The sequence below is a fragment of the Ferrimonas sp. YIN67 genome (assembly GCF_057219095.1).
Window position 1 is genome coordinate 571,624 of sequence record NZ_JBXVVJ010000002.1, and the last position, 23,064, is coordinate 594,687.

A 23,064-nucleotide genomic window follows, 5' to 3' on the forward strand; every position below is an offset into this window, starting at 1 on the left:
ATCGAGACAACCTGTGGCAAAAGGAAGCGCTGAAGAAGCTTGATGCCCCTTCCCTGCGTCCAACGGCCAATGTTTGCGAAACCCGCTAACCTAGTAATACCCGATGCAACAGCAAGGCGGCGACCATGGCGAAAGGCGCTTTTATCCTGCGTAGTCCCTATCCCCCGGGAGGCGATCAACCCGAAGCGATCGCTCGCCTGGTTGCCAACATCAACTCCGGGGCAAGCCATCAGATCCTCAAAGGGGTTACCGGCTCCGGCAAAACCTTTACCATGGCCAGCGTCATTGCCCGCCTCCAGCGCCCGACCTTGCTGCTTGCCCACAACAAGACCCTGGCGGCTCAACTCTACAGCGAAATGCAGGGATTCTTTCCCGACAACGCCGTGGAGTACTTCGTCTCCTATTACGACTACTACCAACCAGAGAGCTATCTTCCTGCCAGCGACACCTTTATCCGAAAAGACGCCTCGGTCAATGAACAGATCGAACGCCAGAGGCTGGCAACCACCAAAGCCTTGATTGAGCGCCGCGACGTGATCGTTGTGGCGTCTGTGTCGTCGATCTATGGCCTGGGCGATCCCGACAGCTACCGCAACTTACAGATCCCTCTGCGTCAGGGGGCTCAACTCTCTCAACGCCAACTGCTGACCCGGCTTGCCCTGCTGCACTACACTCGATGCGAGAAGACGATTGAACGCGCCACGTTTCGCGTACGCGGGGAGGTGATCGATGTGTTTCCCGCCGATTCGGCCCATGATGCGATCCGGATCGAACTGTTTGACGACGAGATTGAACGCCTGACACGGATCGATCCCATCACAGGTGCCATTCTCGGTCCGCTGGAACACTATTCGATCTCGCCCAAAACCCTCTACGCGACCCCGCAAGACACCATCGCCCTGGCAATCCAAGCCATCGAAACCGAACTCAACACCCGGATCCGGGAACTGACGCTCCAGAACAAGGGACTCGAAGCCGCGCGATTGGAGGAGCGTACCCGGCTGGATCTGGAGATGCTGGCACAACTGGGCTACTGCTCGGGCATAGAAAACTATGCGTCTTACCTTAATGAACGGGATCCCGCCAAACCCCCGACGACCCTGCTCGATTACCTGCCAAAAGATGCCCTGCTGTTTATCGATGAATCCCATGTGATGGTGCCGCAGATCGCCGCCATGCACAGCGGCGACCAAGCACGTAAGAAGACCCTGATCGACTATGGTTTTCGCCTACCCTCGGCGGCCAATAACCGGCCCTTGTCGTTCAAGGAGTTTGAAACGATCAAACCCCAAACCATCTTTGTCTCGGCCACACCGGGAGCGTATGAACTGAGCCGCTGCCCGGGCAGAACAGTCGAGCAGACCATCCGTCCGACCGGCCTGCTCGATCCTATCATCGAGATCCGTGGTCGAAACAATCAGATGGACGATCTCCTGGCAGAGATCCAGCAAAGGAGGGCACAACAGCAGCGGGTACTGATCACCACCCTCACCAAGGCCAGCGCCGAGAGCCTGACGGCACAGCTCTCGAAGCAGGGGGTCCAGGTTCGCTACCTGCACTCGGACATTGCGACCCCGGAACGGATCGCCATCATTCGCGATCTGCGACTGGGGAAATTTGATGTGCTTATCGGGATCAACCTGTTGCGTGAAGGCCTGGACCTGCCCGAAGTCTCGCTGGTGGCCATCCTGGATGCCGACAACACGGGATTCCTGCGCAGTGAAGCCGCCCTGATCCAGACCATCGGCCGAGCTGCCCGTAACGCCCAGGGCAAAGCGATTTTATATGCCGACCGCATGACCGAGGCGATGAAATCGGCCATCGCTCAAACCGAATCACGCCGCGCCCGACAACAAGCCTACAATCAGGAGCAGGGGATCATCCCGAAAACCCCACACCGTGCCATCGCCGACACGGATCATGCTCAGTTCCCCAATCCCTTGACCCAAAACGTCTTATCCCACCCTCAATGCGACGAACTCAAGTCCCTGTGTCACAGGCTCGATGACCTCGAGTCCAAGATGATCGCCGCATTCGATGCCGGCGATCAGGCCCAGGCTAAAAGGATCCGATCGGAGATCCTGGCCTGCTATCAGGCCATCATTCATCTCTAACGCCATCGTTGCACCGGCCCGGCTTAGCTTGGACTGATGGATTTAATCTAAAATTTGCCGGGTCGCCCTGTTCTAACAGAACAGGGGGAACCAGGCCCACGAAAAAGCCCAAAATGACCCAGTGCAGAGAGTCAAAAGAGGATGTCGAGTAAGAATTCTTCCTTTTGATGGCAATTAAGTGCCATTGAGTCGACACTTTTCCCAAACAAAGGTAGAAAGACGCTGGAGAGTTGGTAAAGTCGGCGCCATTGAACTCCCAGACAAGGCACTCTTTCATGTCCATTGCGATTTTTGCCCTAAGCACGATCTTTTCGCTGTTGGCAGGCTCGGCTTTCGTGCTGATCACCCTGCTCAAGGAGCGTGCCCTGTCAGAGATCATTTTGGGTACCCTGCTGACCATGTCGACCGTAGGCGGTTCCACACTGGCCCTGCTCTGGAGCAAATTGCTCGCTTAATCCTCGGACATTTTCTTGCCCGGATCCTGTGCTTGCTCCAAAGGCTGTTCCGGCCCCGATGCCTGACGCCAAAGCTCACCAATCTTATCGCCCTCCAGGGGCTGTGTATCCCCCTCCCAGGCATAACGCTGACGAGCTGGCATGGGATCATCGCGCCAAAACCACAGGGCGGAGATCACCCCACCGACCGCCCCCAGCAGATGGGATTCGAATGAGATCCCGGGCTCCCGTGGCAAGATCCCATAAATCATTCCGCCGAACATGAAGAAGGCAACCATCATCAGGGCAATTGAGCGGGGATCTCGGCGTAACAAGCTGACCAGAAGTAAAAAAAAGAAGATCCCATGGGTCACCCCACTGGCACCAAAATGAAAACTGGTCCTGCCCACCAGCCAGACCCCGGTCCCCGCCACGAGCCAGACCAATAACACGACCTTGAACCAGGATCTCGGATAGCCATACAAGAGCGCACTTCCCAGGATCAACAGTCCTGTGCTGTTGGCCGCCAGGTGGGACAGGGAGCCGTGGATCAGGGGTGCCATCACGATACCCCAAGCCCCTCCAGCAGTCCGGGGCAAGACACCGTACTGGGGTAAATACCAAGCGAAGATCTGATCCAACAACCAGATCCCCCAAAGCAGCACGACAAACAAAACACAAAGACCGATAGCCCGCTTCAACCGACCAAGCTCTGAAGGAATGGGCATACTTATGTCTCCCCTGTCTAAAATAAACGGGGCGGTACAAAAACTGTACCGCCCCAGTATAAATGACATGGTGGCAACTTGACCCAATTCAAGTCCTCGAACTTATCTCATTCCGATTTCACCAGATCCGGCAGTTCCAGTCCCTCTTGCTCCATCTGCTGGCGCAATCGCTTCAACGCCATCACCTGCAACTGCCGTACCCGTTCGCGGGTCAAGCCGATCTCCTGACCTATGGCCTCCAATGTCATGCAATCGTAACCCATCAAGCCAAAGCGTCTTGCCAGGATCTCTCCCTGCCGTTCCGGCAACTGACCTATCCAGGATTCAAGCACCGTCCGGATCTCTCCCTGCTGAAGGTCCTCTTCCGGGCTGGAAAAGTGGACATCTTCGATGACATCAACCAAAGCGCGGTGACCATCCTCTTTGAGCCGTACATCCAGTGACGAGGTCCTCTCATTGAGCTTAAGGATCTTGCTGACCTTTTCCACCGGTGCATCCACCGTGGCAGCAATGGTTTCCGCCGTGGGCTCACCGACGCCGCTTTGCGCCAACTCCCGGGCCGTACGCAAATAGAGATTCAGTTCCTTGGCTACATGGACCGGGAGTCGAATGGTGCGGGTCTGATTCATAATGGCCCGTTCGATGGTCTGTCTGATCCACCAGGTCGCGTAGGTCGAAAAACGAAACCCCTTATCGGGATCAAACTTCTCCACCGCACGGAACAAACCCAGGTTACCCTCCTCGATCAGATCCAGCAGGGCCAATCCCCGATTGTTATAACGCCGTGCGATCTTCACCACCAAGCGCAAGTTACTTTCCAACATTCGATTGCGGGACTTCATGCAACCAGCGTGACTGCGTCGAGTGTAATACGCTTCCTCCTCGGCATTGAGCAAAGGAGAAAAACCGATTTCGCTCAGGTACAGGCCGGTGGGTTCCAGCGATTTTTCACCCGGCTCCAGAGGGCTATCTTCCGGGATCTCCAACGCCAGTTGTCCAGATACATCCGCACCCAACATCCCCTTATTACTGTTCTCAGTCATCGGTGATCTCCCTATTTCAAATTGCCATCGTCCTGATGCCGCTCGCTGATCTTCACCCCTATGTACAAAGCTCCGTCTACCGCCTCCCTTAAAACACTCAAAAATAAACCGATAGGGGGAGTACTTCATACTGCTACAGCTTTGCTCCGGGCTCTAGTACCCAGAAAGTGGATACCACTTTTAGAACAAGCTGATTTATACGTATTTTTTAACAAGGTGTAGAGGCAATCAGTGTATGACCAGTGTTCGAACAACCCACTAGGCAATTAGTATTAGATAGGCAGTCTGGCAGTTGGCTGGCCGACACAGTCAACACCGGCGTCCACCCAACGCCCTTTATCCATACCCGAGGCCGTATTCAATCTCAGGGAAATTGCCGACAGGATAGAAAGACATTTTCTGTCACTGGCCAGAGAAGTCCCCCTAGCCAGGAATGGTGATAAACCCTCTACCGGCGCTCGGAGCTTTACCGCCACCAAGGCTGAATATCTCGATTCGAGTAACCGTGGATCCCGGACCAGGCAAAACCAGGACGGCTTGCCGGCCATCACCATTACAGAATGTGTCCAACACCCAAGTAGACCAGGATTAAAGCATTCAATATAAAGCTGGTCGTTGACGAGGAATATCGGTATTCGTTCACCTGAGCAAATAGTGGCAAACGTGCTTAAAAGAGCGTGAATAAATACATCAGGGGAACACAGAGGTTCCCGGAAAAGGTAGATACGTCCCGTTGCCAATCAACGCCAATGATTGCCGCGCAGATCGACTGGCGCCTCAAGATTTGACTTGAAGCGCTTGCCATCGCCAACTGAGTCGATCAGGCGCGTCGACCGATCACCAGGCCATGATTGCTGCTGCCCAGCAGGCTCGGCTCATCACACACGGACAGGTGGTAAGTTAACCAGTCCTGGTACTGGCGTTCATCCAGGCCATTGATGGCCGACTGAAGATAGCGACCGTAGCCATCGGTGGCCAGATGACGCAACAGTGAAAAACCGGACTGGCTGCATAGACTCGCCATCTCATTAGGCGTGGCAAAATATCCCAGGCGGAAGAAGGGCTCGGGACGAGGATCACTGATCAAGCCCGTCGCTCTTAGCTGGCTGAGCACCTCGGGCGTCACCACCCCTTCACGGGCCATCATGCCAGCCACGAAGAAACGGCTGATGTAGGCCACCGCCACCACCCCTCCCGGGCGCAGGATACGGTGCGCCTCTGCCATCACCTGGTGCCGTTGCGCGGCTTGTTGCAGGTGGTACATAGGCCCCAGGATCAGCACCAGATCCTGCGAGCCATCGGCAATAAAGGGTACGGACTCGGCAGAGCCCTGGTGAGCCTCGACCTTCAGCCCTCGCATCCGTGCCTGCGTGTTGAGCTGGGCCAACTGCTCGGCGACCGGTTCCACCGCCGTCACCCTGGCACCCCGAGCGGCCAGATCCAGGGAATAACGGCCCGTGGCCGCCCCCAACTCAGTGATCGCACTGCCGGACTGCCAATATGGGGCCAGGGCATGCTGGCTGGTATCCCACTCCAGCCGGGCGATCTGCTGGCGCACCAGCCGACGCTCCTCTGAGCCGTCGGCATACAGCCCCCTCAGATCTTCCACCTCAGCCACGGCGGGCACTTCTCCGATCCCCATGTATCTCTCTCTACATCAACTTGCTGTTATTTCGTTTTATATCAGTTAATTGGATTTGAGGTAAAGGGTGAGGGCCGTTACTTTGTAAAGAAGTGTCGTGCCGATCGCAAACCGCCCCCTTGCTCCCTGTTATTCTCAATGGTCCTTTTGCCCCTGCCGGCTTAGCAGGCCCACCCGGTTGATCCGGGCAATTGTGTGAGCCCCAGCCCATTCTCAGCACTTTTGCCACACCCAACCGGGCCGAGCACGTTAATCTTGGTTAACTTTTGTGAATACTCAGCACCAAACCTCACTATGACTACCGATTCTTCACAGACCACTCCCCTCGATCTTGAACCGACGCTCTCTATCGAGCTTGACCATGTTCCCCATCTGGCCCCTCGTGGTGCACGCCTGTTGGACTGGTTGAATAGCCAGGGGATCACGGTTCCCAGCCTATGCCAACAAAATCGGCATGGTGCCAAGATCCCCTGTGATCTTTGTGTGGTCGAGGTCGATCGGACCCTGGTACGCAGCTGTGAGATCACCCTGGAACACCCCATTCGGGTGATCACCGCTTCGGAGGCGATCACCGCCCGCCGCCGTGATGCCCTCAAGCGGATCCTCAGCGAACACACCGCCGATTGTGACGCCCCCTGCCAAACCGCCTGCCCCGCTAACGTGGACGTACAGAGCTATCTGCACCATATCGCAGCCGGAGAGCCGGGTCTGGCCAATCGGGTGGTCAAACAGACCCTGCCCATGCCTCTGTCCATCGGCCGGGTCTGCCCCGCCTTTTGCGAAAACGACTGCCGCCGCCATAAAGTGGACGAGCCCCTGGCCATTCGCCAACTCAAACGCCATGCCGCCGATTGGGATCTGGCCCAGGAGGAGCCCGAACTGGCGCCCATCGCTCCCCCTTTAAACAAACGGGTGGCGATCATCGGGGCAGGGCCCGCCGGCCTCAGTGCCGGCTATTTCCTTAGCCACGGCGGGGTCGAGGTGGACCTGTTTGAAGCCGCTGCTGAGCCCGGTGGCTGGCTCAGATACGGCATACCGGAATACCGGCTGCCCAAGGCGATCCTGGCTCAGGAGATCGCACTGATGTGTCGTGCCGGCATGCGGATCCACACCTCGGTGGCCCTGGGAAGGGATATCCAACTGGCGAGCCTCAAACAGCAATACGATGCCGTGTGCCTGGCCGTCGGCGTTCAAAAAGCCGCCCCATTGACCTACCCCGGCTCGGATCTCGACGGCATGTTACTCGGGGTGGATTACCTGCGTGCCGTCAACAGTGGCCAGAAACCGGCCTTGGGCCAAAAGGTGGCGGTGATAGGTGGCGGTAACACCGCCATCGATTGCGCCCGTACCGCCCTGCGCCAAGGCGCCGAGGTCACCCTGATCTACCGCCGCACCAAGGACCAGATGCCGGCAGAAGAGTTTGAGATCCACGAGGCCGAGGTGGAGGGCGTCCAGTTCATGTTCCTCTCCAACCCGGTGGAGAACCGTGCCGACCCCCAGGGACGGATCTGCCAGGTAGCGGTGGAGCAGCTGCGCCAGGGCGAACCGGACGGCGCCGGACGGCAACGCCTTGAGTCCACGGGTCGGCAACAGTGGCATGAGTTCGATACGGTGATCGCCGCCGTGAGCCAGAAACCGGATCTCAGTTTTATCCCGGAGGGCGCCATCCCCCTCACCCGCTGGCAAACCGCCGATGCCTGCCCGGATACCCTGCAGGTAGGGAACGACAACCTGTTCGCCATCGGCGATTTTCGCCTGGGACCTGCGACCGCCGTGGAAGCGATCGGCGAGGGACAACGCAGCGCCGAGGCGATGCTGACCTACTTTCGTAGCGGGGCCTTCGCCCCGCGAAAGCCCCAATACAATGCCCGCAAGGCACAGAGTCTCAACGAGGTGGAGGCCCGCTTTTTCGACGCCGTTGAGCGCCGGCCTCGCAGTGTCATGCCGGAGTTGCCCGTGGCAGCCAGATCGGCAGGTTTTGCCGAAGTCGAGCTGGGGCTCAGCCAGGAGCAGGCGATCTCCGAGGCCGCCCGCTGCCTGGCCTGCGGTTGCCAGAAAAGCCACGATTGCGAGCTCAGAGATCAGGCGACGATCTACCAGATCGACGATGCCGATCTGGCCAAGCCCTGGTCATCACAAAAAGCCATTGATGAGTCCAGCCCCTTTATCCGCTTTGATCCCAACCGCTGCATCCGTTGTGGCCAGTGCGTCCAGGCCTGCCAGGAGCAGGGGGTTCACAATGTGCTCAATTTCCCCAATAACGACCCGCTTTCCCCGGTTCAGATCGGCGACGGTCAATTGATGGCAAACTCCAAGTGCGTGCAGTGCGGATTGTGCGTCCAAGCCTGTCCCGTAGGCGCCCTGACGGAAAAACAACCCCATCAGCATGGCTCGAAACCCACCCACAAACAGGTCAACACCCTGTGCACCTATTGCGGCGTAGGCTGTGGCCTCGTCCTGCATGTGGATGAGGCAAACAACCGCGTCGTCAAGATCAGCGGCAATCCGGACTCGCCCGTGAACCAGGGGATGCTCTGCGTCAAGGGGCGGTTCGGCTTCGATTTCCTTCACTCGAAGGAGCGACTGACCCGTCCGCTGATCCGCAAACAGGGTCAACTGGTGCCGGTCACCTGGCCCGAGGCGATCGATCATGTGGCCAGCCGCCTTGCTGAGATCAAACAGCGGCATGGCGGCAGCGCCCTGGCGGGCCTCTCCTCGGCGAAAACCACCAATGAAGACAACTATCTGTTCCAGAAGTTTGTTCGTACGACGTTGGCCAGCAACAACGTCGATCACTGTGCTCGCCTGTGTCACGCCACGACGGTCACCGGGCTGGAGCCGGCCATCGGCAGCGGCGCCATGACCAATGATATCGCCAGCATCGATCAGTCCGATCTGATCCTGCTGATCGGCACCGACACCAGCAACGCCCACCCCATCATCGCCTCCCGCATCAAGCAGGCCGTCCGCGCCGGGACGGCTCGCCTGGTGGTGATCGATCCCCGTCGCATCGATATGGCGGATTACGCCCAGCTCTACATCAGCCAGCGACCGGGCACCGACGTCATGCTGCTCAATGCCGTGATGCAGCAGATCCTGCTGCATGACTGGCACGATAAAGCCTACATCGACGCCCGGACCGAGGGGTTCGCCGTGTTGAAAAATGAGGTAATGCGCCCCGAGTACGCCCTGGCCAATGCGACGGCGATCACAGGTGTCCCGGCCAAGGAGATCGCACAGTTGGCCAGGCTGATCGGCACCGCCGGACATACCGCCGTCTACTACGCCATGGGGATCACCCAGCACAGCAACGGCACCAACAATGTCCGCTCCCTGGCCAACCTGCAGCTGTTGTGTGGCAATATCGGGATCACCGGCGGGGGTCTCAACCCCCTCCGGGGTCAGAGCAATGTTCAGGGGGCCTGTGATATGGGTGCCCTGCCCGATTACCTGCCGGGCTATCAGAAGATCACCGATCCCGCCCTGCGGGCCCAATTTGAACAACATTGGGACACGCCGCTGGTGGCCCAGCCCGGCCTCAAGTTGACCGAGATGATCGAAGCGATGGCCAACGGCCAGCTCAAGGCCCTCTACGTGGTTGGGGAAAACCCGGTGTTATCCGATCCGGATCAGAAGCATGTATTGGAAGCCCTGGCCCAGCTGGACTTCCTGGTGGTGCAGGATCTCTTCCTGACAGAGACCGCGCAGATGGCCGATGTGGTCCTGCCGGCCACCGCCTTTGCCGAGAAATCCGGTCACTTCACCAATACGGAGCGACGGGTACAACGACTCAACCCGGCCCTCAAGCCGCCGGGGGAAGCCCGCCACGACTGGGCCATCATTCAGGCCATCGCCCAGGCGATGGGCACGCCCTGGCGTTACCGGGAGGAACGTCAGATCACCGACGAGATCTGTCGGGTCGCCCCCGCCTACCGGGGGATCACCTGGGAGCGCGCTCAGCAAGGTCTGCTGCAGTGGCCCTGTCCGTCGGCGCAGCACCCGGGGACCACAGTGTTACACCGGACCCGTTTCGCCCGTATGGAGAAAGCCCAGTTCTCGCCCATCCCCTATCGGCTGGCAGCGGAACTGCCCTGTGAAAGCTACCCCTTGATCCTCAGTACCGGGCGTCAGTTAGCGCAGTTCCACACCGGGACCCTGACGCGCAAAACGGCGGGACTGGACACCCTGGCTCAGCCCATGGTGATGGTCTCGGTGGCCGATGCCGAGCGCCTAAAACTGGTCAATGGTACTCGAGTCGAGGTCAGCACCCGGCGTGGTAGCCTGGTCCTTGAGGCGTACATCACCCGGCGGGTTCCCCAGGGGATGCTGTTCCTGCCGTTCCACTTTGCCGAAGCGGCGGCCAATGTGCTGACCCACGCCGCCCTGGATCCCGATGCCAAGATCCCCGAATTCAAGGTGTGTGCCGCGCGGATCCAGGCAGCCTGAATCAAAGGGAGTGGTATCGGATACCACTCCCTTCCTTCGCGCCTTGCCAAGGGTATCGCTCAGAAGATCTTGCCGTACGCGGCCCCCAACTCGACCCCAAATAGAAACAGAGACAGGCTCCAGATCAGTCCCAGCAGGACAATCAGGCCCGGCTTCTCAGTAACGGATAAACGTGACCACCAACGGACCAAACCAAACATACCGCTTCCTCCCTCGATCCAATCCCGCGTACCCCACGTTCCATGTGAGGCATCGGCTTGCTTGCCACCAAGCTTAAGGAGTTTGAGGACGGTAACTGTGACTGAACGGGTGAGCACCATTACTCATGTTGCAACAATGTGACGAGCGCCCTAAACCCTGGGCAAAACGTTCGCTTGAATAACCAAGCCGGCTGCCGCCGGCGGTTTGCTGTGATGATTCACTCGGCACGTGGGATCCCGTACTGGTGACCATAATTGGCCACCACGAAATCGATATCTTTATCGCCTCGCCCGGAGAGGTTGACCAGGATCTGGCTGCCCGGTTTTTCCCTGGCCAGTTTCAGTGCGTAGGCCAAGGCATGGGCCGATTCAATCGCCGGGATGATCCCTTCACTGCGGGAGAGGGTGAAAAACGCATCGATCGCTTCCTCATCACTGATCGCCACATAGTGTGCCCTGCCAATGTCTTTCAGGTAGGCATGTTGCGGGCCCACCGAGGGGTAATCCAGACCACTGGCAACGGAGTAGACAGGCTGAGGCTCGCCATCGGCGTCTTTGAGCATATAGGACTTAAAACCATGCATCACACCCGGCTCGCCCAGTGACAGGGTCGCCGCGTGTTCTCCCGCCTGTTCCAGGCTTCGGCCTGCCGGCTCGACACCATGGATCACCACTGACTTATCGTCGAGAAACGCGGAAAACAAACCCATGGCGTTGGAGCCACCGCCCACGCAGGCCACCAGGTGATCCGGCAGGGCACCGGTCATCTCCAACAACTGCTCACGGGCCTCGATGCCAATAATCGACTGAAAATCCCTTACCATCATGGGAAAGGGATGAGGCCCCACGACAGAGCCTATGGCATACAACTGGGTGTGGGGATCTTCAAGGTAAGCGCCAAACGCTGCATCCACGGCTTCCTTCAGGGTTTTTCGCCCCTCGCTAACCGGTATCACCTTGGCCCCCAGGATCTGCATCCGCACCACATTGGGGTGCTCCTTGGCGATGTCCACCTCGCCCATATAGATGTCGCACTCGAGGCCGACCAGGGCCGCTGCGGTAGCCAGAGCAACCCCGTGCTGACCGGCACCGGTTTCGGCTATCAGTTTGCGCTTACCCATGCGTTTCGCCAACAGGGCTTCACCCAGGCAGTGGTTGATCTTGTGCGCCCCGGTATGGTTGAGGTCTTCCCGCTTGAGGAAGATCTGTGCACCCAATTGGGCGGACAGGTTCTGAGCATGGAAAATGGGGCTGGGCCGGCCAACAAAATGCTTGTACAGGCGAGCCAACTCATTGAGAAAAGTGGGGTCTTCCCGGCATGTCTGATAAGCCTGGGTGATCTCATCCATGACCTCCTGTAACGGTTGGGGAATAAAACTCCCGCCATACTCACCGAAATACCCCTCAATATCGGGTAAGGGATGGTGAAACTGCTCCTTCATAACACCGACCTCCATGGTTCTCCGTCTTCCCTTCAAAAGCCTTTGTTCAGGCTTGGTTTTTTCCATCATAAGCAGGCAGACAACACTCCGCAACGACTAGAACCGCTTAACGGTCCTAAATGGAGTCGTTCGCCGTGGCAGGAGATCCTTCACACATTTGCTGAATTCGCCGGTGTGGCGCAAAGCGGGATCCAAGCCTTTGAAAAAATTCGCTTTGGAGGCGCCCACAACACCCAGAAAAGGAGGCCACTCCCCCTCTTCAACGCAGTCAGGAAAGGGGTTCGTAGGGACTCTCCCCTACCAATGAGCCAATCCAGTCATTCCGACAAACGAACACAACTTAACCTCGAACTCCGCCCAGAGTGACCGAATGAAGAGACCCGGAGGCAAGGCCAAAGGCCCGTTAAGCCTGCCCAACACGGTTCAAGCGTTCCAACGCCAAGCTTATATAGCCATATCAATTAAGACATAAGCCATTGACTATAAACTACATATACCTTAATTCTGACGGGGTCACATCCGTCAATCAGGGCCTATCACGTCTCATGCTGTCACTGCTCCGCCAATGTATTCACCTCGGTACCCAGGCTGGACCAGAAGCCGAAGCAGCCCCCACCAAGGTATGTAACCTGCTGGCTGTGATCGCGATGCCCATCAGCCTGGCCAACGGTTTCTTCCATATCCATCTGCTGCCCATCAATGATCTGGTGATCTACCTGTATCACGTCCTGGTTATAACCTCCTATGGCATTGTTCTGTGGCTAAACCAGGCCAATCGTCCCGTACTGGCCCGCTATGGGCTGATCACCATCTTTGCCTGTGACATCGTCTACTTTACCACCCAGCAATATGGGATCGATTCGGGCACCCATTGGCACCTGTTGATCCTCTACCCTGTCGTCTTTCTGCTGTGGCCCAATCGTCAGTTGGCCCACCAACTGGGCAAGGTGACACTGATCTCCCTCGCCTGGATGGCCTGCATCAAGGGGGGAAATGGCGACCACATCATCCTGACCAGCGTCCAGCAAAGGGAGATGCAGATCTCGGTCTTTATCAACAGCGTCATCGTGTTGGTCCTGTGTTCCTGGATCTTTGCCAATGAGAGCTATCGCCATAGAATGAAACTGGCCCAGTTGGCAGAAACCGATCAACTGACCGGAGCCTGGGGTCGTCGCCGAATCTTGCAGCAGTTTGAGCAGGCGCAAAGCCAGGGCGGCTCCTCCCTCACCTGCCTGATGTTGCTTGATATCGACAGTTTCAAGGCCATCAACGACACCCATGGGCATCACTTTGGCGATCGGGCACTGCAGAGGCTGGTTGCCCGGCTGAACGCCGCACAGGAGTCGGCCAGCCTGATTGGGCGGATAGGGGGAGACGAATTCTGTGTCCTGTGGGCCACTCAAGATCAGCACAGCGCCCAAATGTATGCCCAGCGTCTGTTGGCCGCAGCCAACGCCTCACAAACATCCAACTGTCCCGATGAGATCGCCCTCAGCTGCAGTGCTGGCCTGGCCTTCTCCCCCCCACATCACACCTTCAACCATCTCTATATGGCCGCCGATCAGGCCTTGTATCGTGCCAAACGCACCGGCAAGGCCCGGGTATGCGTCGAGGCGCCTAAGGAGTAAACACGAAAAAGGCACCGCATCGCGGTGCCTTAACCTACTACCGAGCATTACGACTTGGTTCGGTAGTGGCCGTTAAGCCAGCACTCTGGCAATCCTTCCCCGGATGGAAAGACCAGGGTCTGCTTGTCACACAATTCAGGATCCGCCAGATCCTGACCACACTGATATTGTACTTCGATCCGGTCGACGAAGGGATTGAGCAACGCATTGCTATCAATCACCTCCACCAGATCGCCCGAATGTTTATCCCGCAGCAACATAGTTTTGTCCCTCCCGACACGGCCAACAGGTTAAGTCTAGGCGATGATCCTACTGGCCATCGTCATTGTCGGAGCTTGTCGCCCCTTCACTCGTCCCTTCCAGGGCACCGACCCAACCACCGCCCAGTGCCCGAAACAGGGTGAGAAGATTGGCCTGCTGGCTCAACCCCAGGTTGATCAGCCCCTGCTGTGCCGTGTAGTAACTGCGCTGTGAATCCAACACGGAGAAGAAACTGTCCACGCCTTGACGAAACCTCAGCTCCGACAATTCAAAACTGTCCCCCGTCGCCGCAACCAACAACTGTTGCGCCCGGTACTGCTCGGCCAGATAGCGTCGCCCCGCCAGAGCATCGGAGACCTCTTGAAATGCCACCTGGATGGACTGTTCATACTGCGCCAGGGCGATCGCCGCATCGGCCTTGGCCACCTCGACATTGCCGCTGATCTGGCCCCAGTTAAAGATCGGTAGGTTGATGGCCGGGGAGAAACTCCAACTGCGTGCATCGCCGCTGAACAGCTCATCCAGATCGGCACTGAGCAAGCCTGCCGTCGCCGTCAAACTGATGCTCGGGAAATAGGCCGCTCGCGCCGCACCGATGCTGGCATTGGCGGAGATGAGGCGATACTCGGCTTGCATAATGTCCGGCCTCTGCGTCATCAGCAACGAGGGCATGCCGACCTGCACCTGTGCCAGGACCCCCAGCTCGCCCGCCGCAGGCAGCAGGTTTCGGTCAAACTCCGTGCCGACCAAAACCGCCAGGGCATTGATGTCCAACGCAACCCGGTTAGAGAAGTTCGCCAGATCCACCCGAGAGGTCGCCACGGTGACCTGTGCCTGGGCCACATCCAGTCCGGACACCACGCCATTGTCAAAACTCTGCTCGGTCAATGCCAGAGAGGCTAGCTGGCTGTCCAGGGTCTCCTGGGCCAGGGCCAGCAGAGCACGGTCCGCCGCCAAGGTCAGATAGGTTGAGGCGATCTGATTGATCAGTACGATCTCGGTATTGCGCCGTCCCTGTTCACTGGCCAGGTAGTTGTTGAGTGCCTGGCGTTCCAGGCTGGCGATCCGTCCCCAGAAGTCCATCTCATAACTGAGGATCCCCAGATCCACACTGTGCTGTCGGCTGACGGTAGCCGAGGCGCCGGTGACCGCTTCCGGCAGCCTCTGGTTTACCGATCCGGCACGCAGATCCACATTGGGGAAGCGCTCTGAGCGCTGGATCCCATACAGGGCCTGGGTTCGGCGAAGAGTCTGTACCGCCACCTGCAGATCCCGGTTATGGGCCAAACCCAGCTCGATCAAACGCTGCAGCTTGGGGTCAATAATAAACTGGCGCCAATCCTGCAGTGCGCTGTTGCCGTCAAGCACCACCTGGGTATTCTCCGGCCAGATCTCCGGTACGGGTGACGACGGCCGTTCATAGTCGGGAGCCAAATTCATACAGCCAGACAGGAAGACAGAGCCGAACAAGATTAGCGGCTTCATTGGCTGTTCTCCTCTGCAGGCTGCTTTCGTCCGCTGAACAGGTTCAGCACAAAGACAAAGAACAGCGGCACGAAATAGATCCCAACAAAGGTCGCCGTCAATACACCGCCGACCACGCCAGTCCCCACGGCATTCTGCGCACCCGAGCCCGCTCCTGACGACAGGGCTAACGGCAAAACCCCAAAGCCAAACGCCAGAGACGTCATCAGGATGGGACGCAGTCGCACCCGCGCCGCATGCAGTGCCGCCTCCAGGATCCCCTGCCCCTCATCGTGATACTGCTTGGCAAACTCGACAATCATGATGGCATTTTTGGAGGACAACCCCACTGTGGTCAGCAACCCCACCTGAAAATACACATCATTTTCCAGGCCGCGGATCCCGGTCGCCAATACCGCCCCCAACACCCCGAGGGGGACAATAAGGATCACCGAAAACGGCACACTCCAGCTCTCATACAAGGCCGCCAAGCACAGAAAAACGATCAAGATCGAGAGCGCGTAGAGCACCCCAGCCTGATTGCCCGACTGACGCTCCTCGTAGGAGAGTCCGGTCCACTCCACCGACACACCGCCGGGTAGAGAGGCTACGATCTCCTCCATCGCTTGCATCGCCGCCCCGGTACTCACCCCGGAACGGGGCTCCCCCTGGATCTGCATTGCGGCGATACCGTTATAACGCTCAAGGCGGGGGGAGCCATAATCCCAGCGAGAGCTGCTGAAGGATTTCAACGGAACCATCTGGCCGCTGGCGTTGCGCACATACCATTGATCCAGGTGCTCCGGGGTCATTCGAAACGGTGCATCCGCCTGGACGTAGACCTGCTTCACTCGACCCCGATCGATAAAGTCGTTCACATAGGCACTGCCGAAGGCGGTGATCAGGGTGTTATTGATGTCTGCGATCGCAACGCCCAGGGCTTCCGCTTTCAGGCTGTCGATGTCGATAACAAACTGAGGCGTGTCCTCCAGGCCATTGGGGCGCACGTTTTGCAATTGCGGGTGCTGACTGGCCTGGCCCAACAGCATATTGCGCGCCTGGGTTAACGCCGCGTGCCCCTGGGCACTGCGATCCTGCAGATACATATCGAAGCCAGAGGCCGTACCCAGCTCAATGATGGCCGGCGGAACAAAGGCAAATGCCATCGCTTCCTGGATCGAGAACATAAAGCCCTGTAGCCGACCCATAACCGCGGTCACATGCGCTTCATCTGCGCTACGCTCGCTCCAGTCCTTCATATTGAAAAACAGCATCCCGGCATTGGAGCCGGCGCCGGCGAAGGAGAACCCGGCCACGGAGAACACAGAGTTGACGTACTCCATCTCATTATTGAGCACATAGTTCTCCACCTTCTTAAGCACCGCCACGGTCTGCTCCTGCGTGGCGCCGGCGGGCAGCAGCACCATCCCCATCATGACGCCCTGATCCTCATCGGGCAGGAATGAGCTGGGCAAGCGACTGAGCTGGAATCCCGCTGCGGCGGTGATCAGCAGGAACGCCAGGGCCACGGCCCCCATATGCTTGGCCATCCAGGCAATGCCTTTGACATAACCTTCGGTGGCACGATGAAAGGTGCGGTTAAACCAGCCAAAGAAGCCGGTGGTGGTGCTTTCCGCTGTGTGACCCGGCTTCATCAACTGGATACAGAGCGTTGGGGTCAGGATCATGGCCACCAGTACCGACAGGGCAACGGCGGTCACAATGGTGATGGAGAACTGACGGTAGATGATCCCGGTCGTACCGCCAAAGAAGGCCATGGGAACAAACACCGCCGACAGCACCATGCCGATCCCCACCAGGGCGCCGGAGAGCTGCTTCATCGATTTGCGGGTGGCTTCAAGGGGCGAGAGTTTCTCCTCCTCCATCACCCGCTCGACGCCTTCCACCACCACGATGGCGTCGTCCACCAGCAGTCCGATGGCCAACACCATGGCAAACATGGTCAGGGTATTGATGCTGTACCCCAGCGAAAACAGCACCGCGGCCGTACCCAGCACGACCACGGGGATCGCCAATGTGGGGATCAGGGTCGCACGGAAGCTTTGCAGGAACAGGAACATCACCAGGAAGACCAGCACCACGGCTTCGATCAGGGTATGCACCACATTCTCAACCGAGATCCGGACAAAGGGCGTAGTGTCATAGGGCACGGCCATGGCGACACCGTCCGGAAAGTAGGGTTTGAGTTCATCCAGCTTGGCCTGTACCGCCGCCATGGTATCGAGGGCATTGGCTCCGGTCGCCAGGCTGATGGCCATGCCCGATGCCGGTTTACCGTTGTAGCGGGCAAGCGCCCCATAGCTGGTGGCACCCAGCTCAACCCTTGCCACATCCTTGATCCGCACCCGAGAGCCATCCGTGTTGACCTTGAGCAGGATCTGCTCGAACTCATCCACCGTGGTCAACAATGACTGGGCGGAGATGGTGGCATTGAGCTGCTGGCCGGAAACCAGTGGCGCCGCGCCCAGTTGTCCAGCCGATACCTGGGTATTCTGGGCCGAGATCGCCGCATTGATGTCGCCGGGCAGCAGGCCATAGCCTTCCAGCTTGTTGGGATCGAGCCAGATCCGCATGGCATAGGGCGCCCCGAACAACTGCACCGAGCCGACGCCGTTGACCCGGCTGAGGGGATCTTGCAGGTTACTGGCGATGTAATCGGACAGATCCTCAAAGGTCATCTTGCCATCTTCAGAGATCAGCGACAGCACCATCAAAAAGCCGGCACTGGCCTTTTGCACCGTCACCCCCTGGCGTTGGACGGCATCGGGGAGTTGTGCCGTGGCCGCCGATACCTTGTTTTGTACCTGCACCTGGGCAATATCCGGATCGGTCCCCGCCAGGAAGGTCAAACGTATGCTGACACCACCGAACGAATCCGAAGTGGAAGAGATGTAGAGCAGATTATCCAGTCCGGTCAGCTGCTGCTCGATCACCTGGGTGACCGTCTCCTCCGCCGTTTTTGCCGAAGCCCCGGGATAGGTCGCCGTCACTTCGATCGACGGCGGGGCAATATCCGGATACTGGGCGACCGGCAGCTGCATCAGCGCCAGCACGCCACCGAGCATCAGCAGGATCCCCAACACCCAGGCAAACACCGGACGATCAATAAAGAATTGAGCCATGACGGGTTACTCCGGGGCCAGTTCGTTGACGGTTCCTATCGTGACGCCGGGACGAAGGGACTGAAGCCCTTCCAGCACTACGCGTTCACCTTCTGCCAGGCCCTGGGTAATGAGCCAGGACTGGCCGATCATCTGGTCCGCCTCGACGGGCCTCACCTCGGCCGTATTGTCCGGACCCACCACCACCACAGTGGCCTCCCCCTTGGCGTTGCGGCTGACTCCCCGGGCAGGGACCAACGCCCCATCGGGCAGGACCCCGCGCACCAGGGTGGCGCGGACAAACATCCCTGGCAGCAGGACATTATCCGGATTGGGAAAGGTCGTACGTATGGTAAAGGTGCCCGTGCCAACGTCCACATTGATGTCGGCAAACTTAAACTCCCCCGGATGTTCATACTCGGAACCATCATCAAACAACAGATGGACCTGCGCCGCTTCGCCCTCCTGTTTGACGATGGCACCACTGGCCCAGGCACGACGTAGCGTATTGAGCTCACGGCTCGACTCGGTCACGTCAACAAACATGGGATCAAACTGTTGCACCGTCACCAGGGCCTGCGCCTGATTCGCACTGACCAGGGCCCCTGCGGTGACGTTTGAACGCCCGGCCAGGCCCGAGATCGGCGCATAGACCTTGGTGTAGTCGAGGTTGATCTTGGCGGTGTCTACCGACGCCTTGGCCGTTTCCACGGCCGCCAGGGCCTGCTGATATTGGGCCTGGGCATCGTCGAAGTCCTGCCGAGACACGGCTCGGGAGTCCACCAGGATCTGGTACCGCTGCGCCTTCGCCCTGGCGGCTTTTAGGTTGGCACGACTCTGGGATAACTCTGCATTAGCCTGCTGCAGCTGTGCCTCAAACGGCGCCGGATCGATCTGATACAACTGTTGGCCCTGGGTGACGAGGGCTCCTTCGCGAAAATCCTGCGCAAGCACAATACCGCTGATCTGAGGGCGCACTTCCGCTTCCAGCGAGGCCTTGGTCCTCCCCGCCAGCGTGGTGGTTAGGGTCACAGGTTGCAATCGAACGGTCATCGCACCGACCGTGGCAGGAGGGAGACCGCCCTGTTGTGCTGGCTCTTTGCTGCACCCAAACAGCACAGCCATTGCCATGACTGTGCTCACTAACACTCGGATCGGGCTGGCCATAATTTCCTCGTTCATCACAGGCAAAAACCGCACAATAGTGAAAAACGTAGCAAATCACGGCCATTTAGCCCGCCTATCGGCCAATTATTCGACGAATCCTTGCGCCTGCTGCCGACCTTGATCGATAGGCAGCAGCAAGATCAGCAGTGCGCCAGCCAGGAAAAACGCGAGGATCACCAACAGTGCCTGCTGTACGGAGACCAGATCCGCCACGATGGCAAAGGAGACACTGCCCAAGATGGCGGCTACACGACCGAACAGACCCCAAAAACCAAACATCATGGCGCTGTAGCTGCTGGGCGTCAGCAACCCCACCAGGGTTCGGCTGGCACTCTGGGTGGAACCCAGACCGGCACCGGCGATCACCGCCGACACCATAAACAACAGGTTCTCCTCCATGATCAGCCACAGGGCCAAGGGCTCAAGGAAATAGATCGAGAGTACGCCCATCACCCACCAGATGAGCGTCAGGAAAATGGTGGCTTTGGGACCGATGCGGATCTCCAGCACCCCAAATGCCACGGCGCCAACAAATGCCGACAGTTGCAGCGCCAGAAAGACTCCGGTTTTCTCCGTGGCGGTCAGGGTCAACTCGGAGTCCACATAGATCCCGAAGAACTTGATCACAATCGCCATGCCAGCGCTGTACAGAGTGAAGATCAGAAAGAACTGCAGAAGTACCGGCAGGCGGCGGCTCAGTTGCCAACTATGGGTTAAACGTTCCAGGGTATGGTGCCAAACACTGCGCCAGTGGGTGTCAATCGGGTTGCCGACAGGCCGGTCTTTCAACCACAACATGGTCGGAATGGAAACCAGCACAAAAAACGCCGCGACCACCAACATCGCCTGTTGATTTTGAGCAATATAGAGACTCAGATCCTGATCTGCGCTGGTGGTGATCACGCCAAACAGTACCAACACCAGACTCACCAGGCCTCCGAGATAGCCCACACCCCAGCCGATGCCGGACAGCAACCCCATGTTGTCCGGCGTAGCCAGATCCGTCAGGAACGAGGCGCAAAACACCTCAGAGAGCATCCAGGTGGTATTACTGATCACGATCAGGCCAATCGCCCAATAGATCCCGCCCGGGCCAACAAAGAAGAGCAGGCCGGTTGCCAGGGCGCACAGCAGCATGTTGCCAATGAGGAAACGTTTCTTTCGCCCGGTCAGATCGCACAGGGTACCCAGTAACGGCGCTAACAGCATGGCCGCCAGATTCGACAGCACCATGGCCAGCCCCCAGTAGCTGTTGCCCCATTGCGAGTCTTCGGGTACCAGGTGATCGACAAAAAATGCACTGAATACGATGGTGATCACCACGGTGGTATAAGCGGAATTGGCCACATCAAACATCGCCCAGCCAAAGATCTCGCGCTTGCTGGTGTGCCGCCCAACCAGGGTCACTGCCATAAGAACAACCTGATAAAAAAGAAAAAAATAGGGTACACCATTTTGCCCTTGTACAGGAGTTCACCCCCGGTGCAACACAAACAGGCAGCACATTCTGCTTTATCGATTAAACCACTTGGAAAAAATCGTCAAGCTTACGGCTTACAGGGTCTAGGGTTACAAGGAGCCCTGTTGTTTGAGCGCGGAGGTCATCATGTCTCTTAAAGGGTCACAAACCGAACAGAACCTCAAAGACGCCTTTGCGGGCGAATCCCAAGCCAACCGACGCTACCTCTACTTTGCCGGTAAGGCGGATATCGAAGGGTACAACGACGTCGCCGCGGTATTCCGCTCCACGGCAGAGGGCGAAACCGGCCACGCCCACGGCCATTTGGAATACCTGGAGGCGGTGGGTGATCCCGCCACCGGCCTGCCCATAGGAAACACCGAGCAAAACCTCGAAGCGGCGATCGCCGGCGAAACTCACGAGTATACCGACATGTATCCAGGCATGGCCAAAACCGCCCGGGACGAGGGTTTCGATGAGATCGCCGACTGGTTCGAAACCCTGGCCAAGGCGGAGCGCTCCCACGCCAATCGTTTCCAAAAGGCCCTGTTTAACCTGGATAAATAACAAAGCAATGAAGCACAAAGAGGGCAGTCTTGGCGCTCCGGTGCGCCACCCCATCCGGTGGCGCAGTCCGGACTATTACGACACCGACAAGCTTCTGGATGAAATGACTCGGGTGTTTGATGTGTGTCACGGCTGTCGTCGCTGTGTCAGCCTGTGCCAGGCCTTCCCTGCCCTGTTTGATCTGATCGATGGATCCGACACCCTGGAGTTGGACGGCGTAGACCGGGCTGACTTTAAGCAGGTGGTGGATCACTGCTACTTGTGCGATCTCTGCTTTATGACCAAATGCCCCTACGTACCGCCCCACGAGTGGGCCATCGACTTCCCCCACCTGATGCTCCAGGCCAAGGCCAATCGGTTTAAACAGCAGGGCAGTCGATTTCGCGACACCCTGCTGAGCAGCACCGAACAAACCGGACGCTGGGCCAGCCTGCCCGGCATCTCGCACACCTACAACGCCAGCCGCAACGTTCAAGTATTTCGGGTCATATTGGAGAAAGGTCTGGGGATCCATCGAGATGCCAACCTGCCCCAATATCAGCGCCCCACCCTGAAGCAACAGGTCATGACGCAATCGACAACGGCCAATAGTGGAACCGCCGTGGCCATAGGAAGGACCCGAGGCAAGGTTGCCCTCTTTACCACCTGCTTTGCCAACTATGCCGCGACGTCATTGGCCACTGACTTCGTCAAAGTCTTTGAACACAACGGGATCCGCATAACCGCGGTTCAAGGCGAGCTCTGCTGCGGCATGCCGAAGTTGGAGTTGGGCGATCTGGACAGCGTGGATGCCTTTAAACGGCATAACCTTCCCCTGCTGCTCACCCTGGTGCAGCAGGGCTGGGATCTGATCGCCCCCATTCCTTCATGCGTGCTGATGTTTAAACAGGAGCTACCCCTGATGTATCCGGACGATAGCGCCGTCGCGCAAGTCGCCGAGGCCTTCTTCGATCCCTTCGAGTACCTCTGGCTCAGGCACAGAGAAGGGGCCCTGAATACCGAGTTTCGCCAGCCCCTGGGCAAAATCAGCTATCAACCTGCGTGTCATCAGCGGGTGCAAAACTTTGGACCCCGTACTCGGGATCTGCTGGCCCTGATCCCGGAAACGGAGATCACCACCATCGAGCGCTGCTCGGGCCACAACGGCACCTACGCCGTCAAGAGCGAAACCCGCCAGGCCTCGGTCAAGATCGCCCGGCCCGTGGTACGTCAGATCGAAGCGGCAAAACCTCAACTGCACACCAGTGACTGTCCCATGGCGGCGGGTCATATTGCCGGACTGACCACTCCGGCCATGACGGCCCTCCACCCCATAACGCTGCTGCGACGCGCCTACGGTCTGTAATG

Annotated in this window: 16 protein-coding genes; 6 read left to right on the plus strand and 10 right to left on the minus strand. The window is 58.3% G+C overall.

What is annotated here, in order from left to right:
* Positions 1 to 125 precede the first annotated feature (125 nt).
* Together uvrB and AC2D8U_RS06275 are read left to right on the plus strand one after the other, a co-directional pair.
* A complete protein-coding gene (gene uvrB, locus AC2D8U_RS06270; protein ID WP_484618197.1) occupies positions 126 to 2,114 on the plus strand; it encodes an excinuclease ABC subunit UvrB in 1,989 nt (662 codons plus the stop codon).
* A gap of 275 nt (positions 2,115 to 2,389) precedes the next feature.
* Complete coding sequence (locus AC2D8U_RS06275; protein ID WP_484618198.1) at positions 2,390 to 2,569, plus strand: hypothetical protein; 180 nt, start codon at positions 2,390 to 2,392, stop codon at positions 2,567 to 2,569.
* Here the strand turns inward: AC2D8U_RS06275 and AC2D8U_RS06280 are convergent.
* The 3 genes from AC2D8U_RS06280 to AC2D8U_RS06290 all read right to left on the minus strand — a co-directional run bounded on the left by AC2D8U_RS06280 (position 2,566) and on the right by AC2D8U_RS06290 (position 5,961).
* Positions 2,566 to 3,276: a rhomboid family intramembrane serine protease gene (locus AC2D8U_RS06280; RefSeq protein ID WP_484618199.1), complete on the minus strand. Its 711-nt coding sequence runs from the start codon at positions 3,274 to 3,276 to the stop codon at positions 2,566 to 2,568. The genes AC2D8U_RS06275 and AC2D8U_RS06280 overlap by 4 nt on opposite strands.
* Positions 3,277 to 3,383: 107 nt before the next feature.
* Positions 3,384 to 4,319 carry an RNA polymerase sigma factor RpoS gene (rpoS, locus tag AC2D8U_RS06285; protein WP_484618200.1) on the minus strand — a complete coding sequence of 312 codons (936 nt, stop codon included), beginning with the start codon at positions 4,317 to 4,319 and terminating at the stop codon, positions 3,384 to 3,386.
* Positions 4,320 to 5,139: 820 nt separating this feature from the next.
* Positions 5,140 to 5,961, minus strand: a complete 822-nt coding sequence (locus tag AC2D8U_RS06290; protein WP_484618201.1) for a class I SAM-dependent methyltransferase — start codon at positions 5,959 to 5,961, stop codon at positions 5,140 to 5,142.
* Positions 5,962 to 6,255: 294 nt separating this feature from the next.
* Here AC2D8U_RS06290 and fdhF point away from each other — a divergent pair, with 294 nt between their 5' ends.
* Positions 6,256 to 10,407 carry a formate dehydrogenase subunit alpha gene (gene fdhF / locus AC2D8U_RS06295; protein WP_484618202.1) on the plus strand — a complete coding sequence of 1,384 codons (4,152 nt, stop codon included), beginning with the start codon at positions 6,256 to 6,258 and terminating at the stop codon, positions 10,405 to 10,407.
* A 59-nt stretch (positions 10,408 to 10,466) separates the two neighbouring features.
* On the opposite strand, the gene AC2D8U_RS06300 is transcribed toward fdhF, so the two are convergent.
* Positions 10,467 to 10,607: a hypothetical protein gene (locus AC2D8U_RS06300; protein WP_484618203.1), complete on the minus strand. Its 141-nt coding sequence runs from the start codon at positions 10,605 to 10,607 to the stop codon at positions 10,467 to 10,469.
* 218 nt (positions 10,608 to 10,825) lie between these two features.
* Positions 10,826 to 12,049: a tryptophan synthase subunit beta gene (gene trpB / locus AC2D8U_RS06305; protein WP_484618204.1), complete on the minus strand. Its 1,224-nt coding sequence runs from the start codon at positions 12,047 to 12,049 to the stop codon at positions 10,826 to 10,828.
* A gap of 545 nt (positions 12,050 to 12,594) precedes the next feature.
* Between trpB and AC2D8U_RS06310 the strand changes: the two genes are divergently transcribed.
* Positions 12,595 to 13,677 (plus strand): GGDEF domain-containing protein, encoded by a 1,083-nt coding sequence (locus tag AC2D8U_RS06310; protein WP_484618205.1) that lies wholly within the window; start codon positions 12,595 to 12,597, stop codon positions 13,675 to 13,677.
* A 47-nt stretch (positions 13,678 to 13,724) separates the two neighbouring features.
* Here the strand turns inward: AC2D8U_RS06310 and AC2D8U_RS06315 are convergent, their stop codons facing one another.
* The 5 genes from AC2D8U_RS06315 to AC2D8U_RS06335 form a co-directional block, all read right to left on the minus strand.
* Complete coding sequence (locus tag AC2D8U_RS06315; protein ID WP_484618206.1) at positions 13,725 to 13,937, minus strand: acetyltransferase; 213 nt, start codon at positions 13,935 to 13,937, stop codon at positions 13,725 to 13,727.
* A 49-nt stretch (positions 13,938 to 13,986) separates the two neighbouring features.
* Positions 13,987 to 15,423 (minus strand): efflux transporter outer membrane subunit, encoded by a 1,437-nt coding sequence (locus AC2D8U_RS06320; protein WP_484618207.1) that lies wholly within the window; start codon positions 15,421 to 15,423, stop codon positions 13,987 to 13,989.
* Complete coding sequence (locus tag AC2D8U_RS06325) at positions 15,420 to 18,545, minus strand: efflux RND transporter permease subunit (protein ID WP_484618208.1); 3,126 nt, start codon at positions 18,543 to 18,545, stop codon at positions 15,420 to 15,422. Before AC2D8U_RS06325 ends, AC2D8U_RS06320 begins: the two co-directional genes overlap by 4 nt.
* A gap of 6 nt (positions 18,546 to 18,551) precedes the next feature.
* Positions 18,552 to 19,577, minus strand: a complete 1,026-nt coding sequence (locus AC2D8U_RS06330; protein WP_484618209.1) for an efflux RND transporter periplasmic adaptor subunit — start codon at positions 19,575 to 19,577, stop codon at positions 18,552 to 18,554.
* Between the two features lie 198 nt (positions 19,578 to 19,775).
* The gene (locus tag AC2D8U_RS06335) at positions 19,776 to 21,104 is read right to left on the minus strand and encodes an MFS transporter (RefSeq protein ID WP_484618210.1); all 1,329 of its coding nucleotides are present in this window, start codon (positions 21,102 to 21,104) and stop codon (positions 19,776 to 19,778) included.
* Between the two features lie 193 nt (positions 21,105 to 21,297).
* Here AC2D8U_RS06335 and AC2D8U_RS06340 point away from each other — a divergent pair, with 193 nt between their 5' ends.
* Both AC2D8U_RS06340 and AC2D8U_RS06345 read left to right on the plus strand, forming a co-directional pair.
* Positions 21,298 to 21,717 (plus strand): rubrerythrin family protein, encoded by a 420-nt coding sequence (locus tag AC2D8U_RS06340; RefSeq protein WP_484618211.1) that lies wholly within the window; start codon positions 21,298 to 21,300, stop codon positions 21,715 to 21,717.
* Between the two features lie 7 nt (positions 21,718 to 21,724).
* Entirely contained in the window at positions 21,725 to 23,062 is a 1,338-nt protein-coding gene (locus tag AC2D8U_RS06345; RefSeq protein WP_484618212.1) for a heterodisulfide reductase-related iron-sulfur binding cluster, read from the plus strand.
* Positions 23,063 to 23,064 lie beyond the last annotated feature (2 nt).

Excerpts from the sequence above, each read along its gene's own strand:
- uvrB (WP_484618197.1), top strand. The coding sequence starts at position 126 with ATGGCGAAAGGCGCTTTTATCCTGCGTAGTCCCTATCCCCCGGGAGGC.
- AC2D8U_RS06275 (WP_484618198.1), top strand. The coding sequence starts at position 2,390 with ATGTCCATTGCGATTTTTGCCCTAAGCACGATCTTTTCGCTGTTGGCA.
- AC2D8U_RS06280 (WP_484618199.1), bottom strand. The coding sequence starts at position 3,276 with ATGCCCATTCCTTCAGAGCTTGGTCGGTTGAAGCGGGCTATCGGTCTT.
- rpoS (WP_484618200.1), bottom strand. The coding sequence starts at position 4,319 with ATGACTGAGAACAGTAATAAGGGGATGTTGGGTGCGGATGTATCTGGA.
- AC2D8U_RS06290 (WP_484618201.1), bottom strand. The coding sequence starts at position 5,961 with ATGGGGATCGGAGAAGTGCCCGCCGTGGCTGAGGTGGAAGATCTGAGG.
- fdhF (WP_484618202.1), top strand. The coding sequence starts at position 6,256 with ATGACTACCGATTCTTCACAGACCACTCCCCTCGATCTTGAACCGACG.
- AC2D8U_RS06300 (WP_484618203.1), bottom strand. The coding sequence starts at position 10,607 with ATGTTTGGTTTGGTCCGTTGGTGGTCACGTTTATCCGTTACTGAGAAG.
- trpB (WP_484618204.1), bottom strand. The coding sequence starts at position 12,049 with ATGAAGGAGCAGTTTCACCATCCCTTACCCGATATTGAGGGGTATTTC.
- AC2D8U_RS06310 (WP_484618205.1), top strand. The coding sequence starts at position 12,595 with ATGCTGTCACTGCTCCGCCAATGTATTCACCTCGGTACCCAGGCTGGA.
- AC2D8U_RS06315 (WP_484618206.1), bottom strand. The coding sequence starts at position 13,937 with ATGTTGCTGCGGGATAAACATTCGGGCGATCTGGTGGAGGTGATTGAT.
- AC2D8U_RS06320 (WP_484618207.1), bottom strand. The coding sequence starts at position 15,423 with ATGAAGCCGCTAATCTTGTTCGGCTCTGTCTTCCTGTCTGGCTGTATG.
- AC2D8U_RS06325 (WP_484618208.1), bottom strand. The coding sequence starts at position 18,545 with ATGGCTCAATTCTTTATTGATCGTCCGGTGTTTGCCTGGGTGTTGGGG.
- AC2D8U_RS06330 (WP_484618209.1), bottom strand. The coding sequence starts at position 19,577 with ATGACCGTTCGATTGCAACCTGTGACCCTAACCACCACGCTGGCGGGG.
- AC2D8U_RS06335 (WP_484618210.1), bottom strand. The coding sequence starts at position 21,104 with ATGGCAGTGACCCTGGTTGGGCGGCACACCAGCAAGCGCGAGATCTTT.
- AC2D8U_RS06340 (WP_484618211.1), top strand. The coding sequence starts at position 21,298 with ATGTCTCTTAAAGGGTCACAAACCGAACAGAACCTCAAAGACGCCTTT.
- AC2D8U_RS06345 (WP_484618212.1), top strand. The coding sequence starts at position 21,725 with ATGAAGCACAAAGAGGGCAGTCTTGGCGCTCCGGTGCGCCACCCCATC.